This window comes from Pedobacter sp. CAN_A7 (assembly GCF_015752175.1).
In the GTDB taxonomy this organism is placed as follows: Bacteria; Bacteroidota; Bacteroidia; order Sphingobacteriales; family Sphingobacteriaceae; genus Pedobacter.
Genome location: NZ_JADOUW010000001.1, coordinates 766,414 through 779,884 on the forward strand (window position 1 = coordinate 766,414; position 13,471 = coordinate 779,884).

5 protein-coding genes and 1 tRNA gene are annotated in these 13,471 nt (G+C 40.9%); 1 reads left to right on the forward strand and 5 read right to left on the reverse strand.

Annotated features, from left to right (window positions below; translation table 11 throughout):
- Window positions 1-3 precede the first annotated feature (3 nt).
- Window positions 4-984, reverse strand: a complete 981-nt coding sequence (locus IWX76_RS03510; protein WP_334641117.1) for a PstS family phosphate ABC transporter substrate-binding protein — start codon at window positions 982-984, stop codon at window positions 4-6.
- Window positions 985-1,240: 256 nt separating this feature from the next.
- Here IWX76_RS03510 and IWX76_RS03515 point away from each other — a divergent pair.
- Window positions 1,241-1,314, forward strand: a tRNA-Pro gene (locus IWX76_RS03515).
- A 131-nt stretch (window positions 1,315-1,445) separates the two neighbouring features.
- Here IWX76_RS03515 and IWX76_RS03520 read toward each other — a convergent pair.
- The 4 genes from IWX76_RS03520 to IWX76_RS03535 all read right to left on the reverse strand — a co-directional run bounded on the left by IWX76_RS03520 (window position 1,446) and on the right by IWX76_RS03535 (window position 13,158).
- A complete protein-coding gene (locus tag IWX76_RS03520; RefSeq protein ID WP_196858483.1) occupies window positions 1,446-3,866 on the reverse strand; it encodes a glycoside hydrolase family 2 TIM barrel-domain containing protein in 2,421 nt (806 codons plus the stop codon).
- A gap of 81 nt (window positions 3,867-3,947) precedes the next feature.
- Window positions 3,948-5,645: a RagB/SusD family nutrient uptake outer membrane protein gene (locus IWX76_RS03525; protein WP_196858484.1), complete on the reverse strand. Its 1,698-nt coding sequence runs from the start codon at window positions 5,643-5,645 to the stop codon at window positions 3,948-3,950.
- A 10-nt stretch (window positions 5,646-5,655) separates the two neighbouring features.
- A complete protein-coding gene (locus IWX76_RS03530) occupies window positions 5,656-8,775 on the reverse strand; it encodes a SusC/RagA family TonB-linked outer membrane protein (RefSeq protein ID WP_196858485.1) in 3,120 nt (1,039 codons plus the stop codon).
- Between the two features lie 237 nt (window positions 8,776-9,012).
- On the reverse strand, window positions 9,013-13,158 hold the full coding sequence (locus tag IWX76_RS03535; protein ID WP_196858486.1) for a hybrid sensor histidine kinase/response regulator transcription factor: 4,146 nt from the start codon (window positions 13,156-13,158) through the stop codon (window positions 9,013-9,015).
- Window positions 13,159-13,471: the final 313 nt, after the last annotated feature.

Consider the following 13,471-nt stretch of genomic DNA (forward strand, 5'->3'; position numbering starts at 1 on the left):
TAGTTAGGGTTTGTTTGAAAGTAGTTGTAATAGATTTGCACTAACGATTGATTTATTTTCAAAAATTGAACCTGTATGACCTTGCACAAAACGCTCATAGGATAAGCGGTAGGCCTCTACAGGCAGTGGAATGTAACCAACTTCTTTAGCAAGTGCTGCCGCATTGTCTAAATAGAATTTAACAAATGCCTGTACATGTGGGGCTTTTGCAGACTTTGCATTCACATAAATGAATTCTGGGCGTGCCAGTGGCTGGTATATTCCATGCTGTACAGTAGAGTCAGTAGGGTAAACCGCTTTGCTCGTTTCGTTTATCTTCACCGGAACGAGCTTTAATTTTGCTTTATTTTCTGTGTAATAAGCCAGGCCGAAATAGCCTAAACCGCCTATATCAGCCGACACACCCTGCACCAGCACGTTGTCATCTTCACTCGCCGTATAATCGCCGCGAGATGCTTTTGCTTTACCGTTAATGGCTTCTGTAAAATAATCGTAAGTTCCAGAAGAGGTACCAGCACCATAGAGGTTCAAAGGTACATCTGGCCAGGTATCGCGCACCTGCTTCCATGATTTAATTTTACCCTGGCTTTCAGGTGACCACATTTTCTTTAGCTCAGCTACGGTGATGTAATCGACAAAGTTATTTTTCGGACTCACGACAATGGCCATCCCATCGTAACATACAGGTATTTCGATAAACTCTATACCGAGTTTTTTACTTTCTTCTAATTCTTTTGGACTAATTGGACGGGAGGCATTGCTGATATCGGTTTCTCCCCTAAGGAACTTTTTGAAACCACCGCCAGTACCTGAAATACCAACGGTTACCCTGATGTCAGCATCTTGATTTCTGAACTCCTCTGCTACCGCTTCCGTAAGTGGATATACGCTACTGGAACCGTCGATGTTGATTTTACCTTTATAGACTTTAAAACAAGAGGTCAGAAAGATGGAACAGCACAACAGTAAGCAAACTCTATACATTTTAGACAGTTTAGTGGGATATATTGGAATATCATTAGTTCCAGACAATTCCAAAGATACCACAAGGCTAATAAATTGTCAACATGCTAACTTAAACTTAATGATAACTTAGGATGGACTTAACATTAATTTAACATAGCGTTAGGGGCCTTTTTATTTATTTATTGAAATAAATTTGCATACTAAATATATTGTTGTAGTTTTGCAATCCCAACAACGAGATAGGTTATTCATAACCGCCTTCGTTGATCAAGTTCGGGGTGTAGCGTAGCCCGGTATCGCGCCTGCTTTGGGAGCAGGAGGTCGTAGGTTCGAATCCTGCCACCCCGACTTAAAGAACAAAACCTCTTCATAGCAATATGAAGAGGTTTTTCTTTTTATAAACCCTTTTATTCTGGTGTCTTTATTCCATTTTAAGGATCAATTAAATCAATTTATATTCAGTTATGATAAGCCTGCCATTATTTAGATTGGTAAGTAATTGTTTTCTCTCCCAAGCCCTCACCGCTAAGGGTTACTTTAATGGTTCCCGGTTTAGCGTCCGACTGTATATAGGCAAGTAACTTGCCTCGATATACTTTTCGTTGAGGAGACTGATAACTTTCATGACTATCAAGCTTGCCACTCTCCAGACCTAACAGTTTGGCTGGCCCTTCTATTGACACACTTATTTCATTTTCCGAGTCATATACCAGGTTACCCTTGGCATCTTTAAGCTCAATTTCTATATGCGACACTCCCTTTTTGGCTTGATCAAAGTCCGCTCTATCTACTTTTGTACTAATTACTGTAGCTCGGCCTGCTGTAACTAAACTGTAGGTGGCTACTTCTTCCCCTTTGTTATAGGCTTTTAATAGCAATGTTCCAGCTTGATACTTAAGATCCCACATTGGATAGTCGTCTCCGTCAGCGCTCTTTTTGCCCAATGAAGTTCCATTTAAAAATAACTCCGCTTCGTCGGCATTGGTCACTGCACCTACCTTAACCTGTTCTCCATCTTTCCAATTCCATTTTGCATCGGCATTCCACATAAATCTATTAGCTTCTTTCTCTCCATTATTCGCAACCATTAAATAAGCCATCGGTTTCGCAGACCACAGTGACTGCCTCACAAAATAATCGTTTTTTGGGAAACCTGCCATATTAGCCAATCCTGCACCGCTGCTACGTACAGGCCACTTTCTTGCTTCACCCACAAAATCAAATCCTGTCCATAGAAATTGCCCAAAAACATTTTTACTGGTATCTACTGCAACCCATTCCTTTTTCCCTTTCCCATTTTCACTGCCGTAGATAATTCTCTTTGGATAAGCTTTATGGTCATCTGCATAGCGATACTCTTGATAATTGTAACCTACCAAATCCAATAAATCCGGATAGTCTGTCATATTAGACATCACTACGCCAGCCAACGCTGCAGTAACTGGTCTTGTGTCATCGAGTTGCTTCACTACTTTAACCAATCTGCTTGCAATTTCTGCCAATTCACTTGCCGGTGGGTTGTTTTTTATAAATCCTTTACCATATATCTGAGGGTTGCGTCCTGTATTCAGCACCTCATGCGTATAAGGATCATTGGGGTAGTCGATCTCATTTCCAATACTCCACATGATAATAGATGGGTGATTGCGGTTACGTTTAACCATATCACCTAAGTCACGGTCTGCCCATTCGGCAAAATCTTCATGGTAACCATCTTTAGTCGGTGTTCCTACATTCCAGCCTTCAACCCATTTATTTTTCCCCCTGGCCCATTCGTCAAATGCTTCATCCATGACCAGAAAACCCATTTCATCACACAACTCATACAAGTAATCCTGATGCGGGTAGTGGCTCATACGAATAGCGTTACAACCTACTTCCTTCATAATTTGCAGTCGTCTTGCCCAAACTTCTCTGGGTACTGCGGCACCAAGTGCGCCTGCATCATGATGAATACATACCCCTTTTATTTTCATATTCTTTCCATTCAGAAAAAAGCCTTCTTCAGCATCAAATTTTATGGTTCTGAAACCCACTTTTTCTGTATACTGGTCGATTGTTTTACCATTTTGGAATACTGAAACCGACAGGCGATACAGCTCAGGCTTATCATCAGACCATAATGCTGGTGATACCACCGGTAAGGACAGCGTTGCTGTTGCCTCCTCACCTGCTTTAACAGCTAATTGCTGATCCTTACTCGCAACGACTTTTCCCTTCGAATCGGCTAAACTTGTTTTCACAACCACCGTTGTTGTAGCCGTTGTGCTGTTCTGCAGTTTCACGTCAACCTTAGCCATTGCCTGTGCTGCAGTTACCTCTGGTGTGGTAAACGAAACGCCCCAGGTTGGGATGTAGACCTTCTCTTTCGCAATCAGATAAACATTGCGATAAATACCTGACCCTGGATACCATCTTGAATCGGCATACTTGGTATGGTCTGCTTTCACAGCAATGACGTTATTTCCGGTTTTATTAAGGTACGGACTCAGCTCATATTGAAAAGGTGTATACCCGTTTGGTCGTTTGCCCAGGTAATGCCCATTGATCCATACTTCGCTGTTTTTGTAAACACCATCGAAATATATAAACACCTTGCCGGATTGCTGTTGTTGCGTTAGTGTAAATGTCTTACGGTACCAGCCAATACCAGCAGGTAGGTAACCCGTGCTGCTTGCCCATTCTGAACTGAAAGGACCTTCAATACTCCAGTCGTGCGGTAGACTTAAACTTCGCCACTGCTGATCATTAAATTTAATAGCTTCTCCCCCTTTTACATCACCTTTCTGGAACTTCCAGCCTTCATTAAAAAGAGTGTATCCCGTTGCATCATCTTGCGCAGCCGAAAATATTGGACAGAGGATCGTAGTGAGCACGAACAGTATATAGATTTTTTTCATGTGATTGTTTAAAAATGTTTATTTATATCTTCATCTTAAAAAAAATGCAGCACCGGGATTTCAGTGCTGCATGACTCTATTTTAGTATCCTGGATTCTGCTCCAGCTGATTATTTGAAGCTTGAATTTCAGAACGTGGAATTGGCAACCAATAATGCTTGGTTTCAAACTTACGTCCGTCTAAAGCAACCTTTCCGGTATAACTAAAAGTACCATTTGCATTTTTAGTTATAATTACGCCACGTGCCGGCAGGTTCTCTGTCACTTCTGCAATTTTCCATCTTCTTACATCATAGAATCGGTGTTCTTCAAAAGCAAGCTCCACCTGTCGTTCGTAGATGATGGCAGCACGCATGCTGGTCCGATCCGCCGCAGTAACTGCGGGCATGTTAACCCCAGCTCTTGACCTCACCATGTTTACGGCTTGGCGTGCGGTAATACTTGCGTTTGGCCCAACACCATCTGGTCCATAAGCTTCGTTTACGGCTTCAGCATAATTTAACAGTACTTCTGCATACCTAATATAAATCCATGGCTGAAACCCTGCATTACCCCATGGATTTTGCAATGGGTAGGTATCATTCATAAATTTCTTCAGGTAATATCCTGTCTTGGTGGTATTCCAGTTGCTGTCGCCGTCCCTGCTATCCTTACCGCCGGGAATAAAAGTTTCTATATTTCGTTCCCTATATGGAGCACCATTATATAGAATAGTTGCCGCAAAACGAGGGTCGCGATTCTCATAAGGTTTCGCCGGATCATAAAGTGGGTTTGTGGCGTTGGCAGGCAACCCATTGTTCATTTGATAGACATCCACTAAATTCTGCGTTGGCGCATTTCCAGCCCATCCACCATAGCCATTTGGCCCATTTGCGATCTCCAGGTGTACATGGTTGGCATTCTTAGTATATACACGCTCAAAGATGGCCTCATTACTTTCATTAATAAGAAACATATTACCATATCCTTGCTGATAAAGGCTGTATTTGCCCATTGCAATCACTTCTTGTGCGGCCGCAGCAGCATCCTCCCAGGTACCTGCAGCATAAAGTGGGCTTGCTCCATACAACTGAAGTCTTGATTTCAGTGCCAGGGCAGCACCTTTTGTGGCCCTGCCCAGTTGCCAGCTCGCACTATTATCTACCGGTAATTTAGTTGCTGCATCAGCAAACTGCGCCACCGCATAATCTATCCCTTCCTTAATGCTTACCCGTTGGTACAAGGTTGGATCCTGAAGATTATCGGTTAAACTAAGCACCCTGTCACCCATGAGTACTACCTTTCCGTAGTTCCTAATCAAATCCAGGTAACGGAATGCCCTGATAAACTTCAGCTCGCCTTCTAGCCTCGTTTTATGTGCAGCGCTCATTTCTATTTTCGCCAATACGCCTAGCGCATAATTGCACTCACGAATACTGCGGTAACTTCTTCCCCAAATCACCCCAAGGGCACCCAGATTCTCTGGCGCCAGCTGGCCTCTTTGTACCAGCCAGGTATTGTCATCGTTATTATAAATAGACTCATCGGTAATGGAACTCCACATACTGTATTCAAAACCGCGACCGAATCCCGGGTTGGTACCATCAGCCTCTTTGTCCTGCAGCCTTGTACCAATATAACCACTGGTTACATAGGCTTCGAAAACAGCCGTGTCTGTTTCCAATGTATTGGTAGGAATTCTGTCTGTAGCGGTTACGTCCAGAAAGTCTTTCTTACATGAATTTAGTGCCAGTACACCTCCTAATAATAAAAAAACTGGTATGCTATGTTTGTACTTCATTTTGATAGAATTAAAATTTAACGTTTGCTCCTAAATTGATGATTCGCTGCTGTGGATAGAACTGTCCGCTCTCACTGCTTCCTTCTGGATCGTAATCTTTTACTTTGGTGATGGTAAATAAGTTGAATCCACTTGCAAAAATTCGCACACCTGAAACTTTAAGTTTTGATAAGAAATCGCCTTTCAGGTTATATGCCAGTTCCACGTTTTTAAGACGCAAGAAAGCAGCGTCGTTCAGCCAAAAGTTATTCCTATACTGTCCCCCGCTAATTGCATTAGATGAACGTTCAGTAACTCTTGGAAATGTCCCATTCGTATTTGTTGGACTATACCTGTTATCTGCCCAACTGCTATAAAAATTACCTACACTTCCCGACTCCGCTAACACGTATTGACTTACCTGTGCCTGTCCGGCAAATAAAATCGATAGATCAAAGTTTTTATAAGATGCATTCAAGTTCAAACCATAAGTGATTTGAGGGATGTTACCATATTTTGTACGGGTCATATCATCAGCATTCAGTATACCGTCGCCGTTATAATCCTCGTAAATTAAATCGCCCACTTTTGCACCAGGAACATGTGGATGACTATCCAGATCTGCCTGGCTACGGAAAATACCGATGCTATTATATAACAAATAACTGTTTAATGGGCCCCCTGTCTGCCTTTGGTAATCCAAAGTGCCTGCGGCCTCATCAATGAAAACTATTTTGCTTTTTGCATAAGTGAAGTTACCTGATATACCCCAATTAAATTCACTTCCTGCATGGTTGTAACCCAATGTCGCTTCCACACCTTCACTATTCACCTTTCCAATATTTTCAGATGGCACTAGTGGCGTAGTATTGAATGGATTTACTATTCCAGATGTCCCAGGTAGCGAGGCATTTCGGGTAGCCAGAATATCAGATCTTTTTTGTTGAAAATAAATAACTTCCATCGTGAAATGTTTCAAGAAGGCAGCGTTAATACCAATATCCAATTTCTTCGATACCTCCCAGGTAATATTTGGGTTGGCTAGTTTAGTTAAGGCAAGACCTGGCTGTATAGTTGGTGTACCCCCACCTGGAGGCATGGCAACAAATCCATTGCCCACAAGTGTATAGTTGTCATAGTACTGGAAAGCATTCACATTATCATTACCTAAAGATCCATAAGATGCCCTCAGTTTCAGTTCGTCAAAGAAGGTGATCCTTTCACTAAACCATTCTTCTTTGTTGATCCGCCATCCTGCAGACACAGAAGGAAAATTACCCCACTGCTTGCCAGGTGCAAAAATTGAAGATCCATCCCTGCGAAATTGGCCTTCAAACAAGTATTTATCATCAAAAGTATAAGCCAGACGACTAATGATACTCTGACGGGTATAGTTAGAACTATATCCTGAGTTTAAAAAGTCTGTTGCTGCCGTTCCTCCTTGTGAGAGTTCTGGCAACTGGGTAGACAGGTAGTTAAAACGTGTGGCATCAAAGTACTCCAGGTTATTTTTACTCTGCTCATAACCTACAAAGGCATTAATGTCGTGTTTATCAAAACGACGCGCATAGTTAAGTTTAGCGTTAGCGGTAATCAGCGATTCTCTTCTTTGCGATTCGAAAAGTGTTGCCCTATTGTTGTTTCCACCCACAATTGTTGGCGTAAAGGCTGCGGTTGCAGTACTATAAGAATATAATACGTAAGGTTTATTGAAATTTTTAGAGAAAACATTTGATTTATCGGCAGATAAAAATCCATCCACCGACAATCCTTCCACACCCGGTATCTGGTAGCTTCCTCTCAGAATAGCATTCAATACTTGCGTAGGATTTTTTACTGTTCCACCGATGTCTGTTACCAACACCGCAGGATTCGTGTTTTCTATCCCCGTTGTAGGTAATCCATTTGGATAAAAGGCCGAAACGATAGGTTTGGACCTGTAAATTGACCTGAATATATCCCCTGCACCAGTAATTGGAAAATCACGATTTTCTTCCCTTCCCGAGATTGACAAGCCAACTTTAAGTCTTTTACTGACGTTTGCTTCCAGGTTCGTTCTGAAATTATACTGTTTATATCCCGCTACACCATTTTTATAGAGGCCATCCTGGTTAATCATTCCTAATGACATATAATATTTAACGTCATCTGTACCACCATTTACAGATAAGCTATGCTGACTTTGGCTCGTCACCTTTTTTAACACCGTTTCTGCCCAGTCTGTATTTGGATAAAGTAGAGGATCCGATCCATCTCTGAACTGCTGGATCTGTGCTTCGGTATAGGACTGATTAAGACCACCATCAGGGTTAGCATCGAAGTTGATTTCATTCATAATCTGCGCGTAAGTAGCCGCATCAGCCAAATCCGGTAGCCTTGTGGGCGAAGAAAAACCTTGGTTAAAGCTATAACTTATAGATGGCTTACCTGTTTTTCCTTTTTTTGTAGTAACCAGGATTACGCCATTCGCTGCACGGTTACCATAAATAGCTGCAGAAGCATCTTTTAAAACGGATACACTTTCGATATCGTTAGGATCCAAGCGTTCTAAACCACCAATTTGTCCTGGTACACCATCTACCACCACAAGCACGGCAGTACTTCCCGTGGTAGCCAGACCACGGATGGTAATATTGGAACCATCGTAACCTGGCTCTCCACCCCTGTTATTGATCACTACACCGGAAAATCTCCCAGCAAGGGCATTTGACAGATTAGGCTGCGGACTTTTTACGAGATCAGCTCCTTTAACCTGGGATATCGACCCTGTTACGGTTTCCTTCTTCTGGGTACCATAACCCACTACCAATACCTCATTCAGATTGCGATTGTCATCTGTTAACGACACATTAATACTTGTTTTACCAGCAATAGAAATTTCCTGCGTGGTAAATCCAACAGCAGAAATCTGCAAGATTGCGTTTGCATTGTCTACATTGATTTGAAAATTTCCATTACCATCTGTAGAAGTGCCTGTAGACGTATTCTTTATTCTGATGGTGGCGCCAGGCAACGGCTCGCTATTACTATCTGTTATTTTACCCTTAATGACAGCCGCCTGTTGAGCATATGCTGCTGAGGTAATGACAAGGAGCAACAATGTCCTTGCGATAAATTGAATACTCTTCTTGAGAGAATATTTAGGATACATAATGTTTTGATTTGGGTGAATACCTGTTTGAATTTGTAGTTTTTTAGGCACTGCTCATGTATACCCAGACGGATTGTCCTGTAGATTTCTGTTCATACTTATTTGGTTTTATTTTGGTTTAGCCCCTTAAAGCGTCTGATTGACGGTTAATGAGTTTGATACTAAAGTCGATATATTTAGGCTGGCAGCGTGAGGGGTAAACTACTAAAAAGACAGGGATATTTGAACAAAAACCACCTATTTAGGGTCTTTCCCCTTGATTAGTGATTTGTTCAGGGAATATTTGCTATTAAAAGTCTTCCGATATTTTTTGATATAGTCGGATGGGTTCATGTTGAATACTTTGTGAAACTGCTCCCTGAAATAACGCGCATCTTTAATACCTACCTGAAAAGTTGTTTCCTGAATGGTATGTTCTGTGCTCACAAAAATCTCCGCAGCTTTTCTTAACCGAATGAAACGGATAAAACTATTAGCCGACTGGCCTGAAATTGATTTTATTTTACCATACAGGCTGGAGCGACTCATACCGATTTCATCAGCCAGGGTTTGAATTCCGAAATTAGGATCTGCCATATGTTTCTCTACAATTTCAATACATCGATCCAGAAACCCCTTATATTCTGCAGAGATCTTTAGGTTACTTGATTTTAGGGTAATCCTATTATAAAAATACTTTTGCAGGTCATTTCGGCTTTTCAATAAACCTTCTATTCGGGCCACCAATAGCTCTTTTTCAAAAGGTTTACTGATATAATCATCTGCACCACATTCAATTCCCCTTAGTTTTACTTCAGAAGAGGTACCAGCCGTGAGCAGTACAAAAGGAATATGATATAGTGAGGGATCTTCCTTAACTAACTTACATAACTCCACGCCAGTCAAATTTGGCATCACCACATCACTGATTACAATATCTGGAAGATATTCTCTAATGATTTGGAGACCATGCTGCCCGTCTTCCGCATCAAACACCTGGAACCTGGCTTCAAAAATTCGCCTGATGTAATCTCTGATCTGTTTATTATCATCGATGATTAATATGGTTTTTTGCTCCGATGAAATTTCATCCTCAACACCTGTAACAGCCATGGACGCTTCATCATTCTGCTCCTGCCCTTCAGCAAGTTCCCCTAATATAACGGAGCGTTCTAACTGATGGTCAAAAATCTGTTCGTCTTTAAAATGCTCCCTTCCTTTAAGTAAAGTAAGCTCAAATGTAGTACCCTCTCCTGTAACACTATGGTAAGTCACCGTGCCGTGGTGACGTTCCACAAAACTTTTCACCAGGTAGAGACCTATTCCGAACCCCCCTTTAGCATAGTTGTCCGTGTTATGTACTTTATAAAAGCGTTCAAAGATTTTATCGCCAGTGCTTTCCGCAATACCACTACCTGTATCGGCTAGTTGTATTTCAAATTTGTTCTCGTGTTCCACTATGGTTAGCGATACATGGCCACCTTCTGGGCTATACCTTACTGCATTAGAAATAAGATTAAATAGGGCAATCTCAATTTTTTCCCTGTCGCCGTAAACACTGATATCTTTATTCAAACAGGTAAACGTATAGCTAATATTTTTCTTGGATGCCTGGTAACTAAAACACAGAAACACCTCCTCACAAAGATTATATAGGTCAATTTCGGTAATTTTAAGCTTATCCGCTTTCATCTCTGCCTTGCTAAACAACAGCAGCTGATCTACTAAACTCAATAACCGTCTTGCATTTCGGTAAACAATATTAAGGTTATCCCGGTCACCTTCACCCCCCTTTTCATCAAGAATTTCTTTAACAGGATTAATAATTAACGTGAGTGGTGTTCGAAACTCGTGTGATATATTGGTAAAAAATGAAAGTTTATTTTCGTGTAGTTCTTGTTCCTTTTGTGCTTGAATACGGGCTAACCTAATTTTATATTTCAGGCGATGTTGATTTGCGTTATACTGGATCAGAAAATAAATGAGTCCGCCAGTTAGCGCAACATAAAATGTATAGGCCCACCAAGTTTTATACCATGGAGGCAATATCTGGATACGGATACTAGCAAAATCATCCTGCCAGATGCCATCCTGATTGGTAGCTTTTACCTTGAAAATATAATGCCCCGGCTGAAGATACCTATACGTTGCTGATTTCTGGTGTTTTACATAGTTCCATTCTTTATCCAGGCCCTCCAGCTGGTAAGCAAAATCCGACGACCGTGGATAAGCATAATTTAACGCCGTATATTGTATAGAAAAAACGGATTGGTTGGCAGCTAAAATAATTTGGTCTTCTTCACTGATGTTTCTAGTATTATCCAGCTCATTTTTTCCGATACCATATAGCTGCAAACCGGTGATCTTTACGTCAGGTATGTCGTTGCTTTGTTTAATCTTCTTAGGATAAAAAAGGTTATATCCCTCGGTACCACCAAAGAAAATCAAGTCTCCATGGCTACTTGCTGTAGCAGAACCCGGATTGAACTGTCCGGCCTGCAAGCCGTCCGTCACATTAAAATTATATATTTTTCTTGACTGCAACTCAATTTTAGAAAGCCCATCATTTGTGCTGATCCATATTTTACCCGGTGCTTCTTCCTGAATAGCGTACACCGTATTATCACCCAAGCCATTTTTTTCAATAAACCTTTCTGTAGTTTGCTGAACAGTGTTATATAGCACTAGTCCATTTCCTTCTGTACCTATCCACAATCTTTTTTGCCGGTCAAGGTATAGCGAGAAAATAATGTCCCTGGACAAGTCTATCGTTGATGTCTTCGACTTCACAAATGGGTAAAATCTCCCTTCCTTCACTTTAAAATACAGCAATCCCCCACCATATGTACCTACCCACACATTTCCTTTATCGTCATGCTGCAATGATCGTACGTCGTTGGAACCAATATTACTATTTTGCTCATTATAAGTCGTGAATTTCCCTGTTGCCTGGTCTAACATACTCAGTCCACCCCCGTTTGTGCCTACCCAAATGCGATGCTGGTTATCTTCCTGAATCACCCTTACATCATTCCCACCTAGCGTACCTGCAGTTTTTGGCTGATACGCATAGTTCACGAAAGAATCTGATTTGCGGTTGTACCTAAACAAGCCCTTACTGTACGTACCGAACCAAAGCGTGTTTCGGCTATCTTTATAGGCGTATAAAATAGCATTGTCTTTAATGCTGTTTGCTTTTCCATCTGCACGATAGTGCCTTACTATTTTACCACTAACTGTAGTTTTATAAATCCCATCGCCGTCAGTACCCATCCAGAGATAACCCTCATCGTCGATACACATTCCATAATAACGAATATAATTTTCACTACCATTGTGTTCCAGCTTTTTGTGAAAAGCTTTGAATTTATCGGGTGTACGACTTAACATAAATATACCATCACCATAGGTACCCGCCCATAAATTCCCCTCTTTGTCAAAGAAAAGTTCTTGTACGGATCGTTCGGTAATATGAAATCCACTCTCATGTTTTAACTCTTCAAAAAGGAGTGACGTTGGGTTGTTATGGCCGGAAATACGGAGATTTACTTTATATAATCCACCGTCCTGGAGTCCGACAAACAGCTGTTGCTGGCTGTCCTGAACTATCGAAAGAAAGACATTGCTTCTTAATCCATATGCACTTCCCTTAAAATGGTATGATTTACTCGAGCCTCTTTCAAACAACAGCAACCCAGCAGATGTAGCTATCCAAATATTTTGCATTCGATCCTGATAAATCGCATTTACGCGATTTGCAGTTTGTAGGAGAGGACCTAAGTTCACCTTTTCCAGTATTTTGCCATTACTTACCCGGAACACGGAAACTCCAGCATCTCTGGTACCTACCCAGAGTAAACCATGTGCATCTTCAAAAATCTTTAGGATGCTGTTACTACTTAACCCTTTCAGGTTTTTCATCGAATAGTGAAGGTTTTTACCCGTTTTTCTATCAAGGTAATAAAACCCATTTCCACTGGTGGACACCCAAATGTTGTGCTGCCCGTTTTCAGCAATATGACTGACGTCAGCTTTTTCTGATTCTGCTGTTAATGGTAAATTGGTAAATCGTTCACTTTTAGTATTAAATCGATAAAGGCCTTTTCTGGATGACACCCAGAATTCTCCTTTCGAATCTTTAAAAATTTTCTGTACATAGTTGCCCGGCAAACTGAAAGGATTATCCACCTCATGCTTAAAAACATTAAAATTTAATCCGTCAAAACGATTCAATCCATCGCCTGTAGCAAGCCATATAAATCCACTGTTATCCTGTAGAATGCTATTAATGGACCCATAAGAAAGACCGTCTTTACGTGAATAATGATGAATTCTACCTGATGGAAACTGCGCCAGCGTAATAGATGAATAAAGAACAAGAAATAACAGAATTGCCGTCTTCATTTTGATTAGCCAAAGAATTTTGAATAGTTGTCAAACATATAATATTATTAGTGATTGACCAATAAAATCATCGCTTGATTAACTGTTCATCAAGTTAAACCTTAATGTGGTTAGCAATAAGTTCACCCACTTAAATTTCTGTTTTCTTCTCCTAAAAATGCAAAAAAAGGGTCTAAACTTTGAGCATGTCCACATTGTAAATGCTCCGCCTCTATTTAGTTTAAAGAAATTCGACAGTGATTCTGCATGAATATAGGTTAGATACGAATAGAATGTATCATAAATACGTGTTTCTCTAGAAAAACATATATTT

Excerpts from the sequence above, each read along its gene's own strand:
- IWX76_RS03510 (WP_334641117.1), bottom strand. The coding sequence starts at position 984 with ATGTATAGAGTTTGCTTACTGTTGTGCTGTTCCATCTTTCTGACCTCT.
- IWX76_RS03520 (WP_196858483.1), bottom strand. The coding sequence starts at position 3,866 with ATGAAAAAAATCTATATACTGTTCGTGCTCACTACGATCCTCTGTCCA.
- IWX76_RS03525 (WP_196858484.1), bottom strand. The coding sequence starts at position 5,645 with ATGAAGTACAAACATAGCATACCAGTTTTTTTATTATTAGGAGGTGTA.
- IWX76_RS03530 (WP_196858485.1), bottom strand. The coding sequence starts at position 8,775 with ATGTATCCTAAATATTCTCTCAAGAAGAGTATTCAATTTATCGCAAGG.
- IWX76_RS03535 (WP_196858486.1), bottom strand. The coding sequence starts at position 13,158 with ATGAAGACGGCAATTCTGTTATTTCTTGTTCTTTATTCATCTATTACG.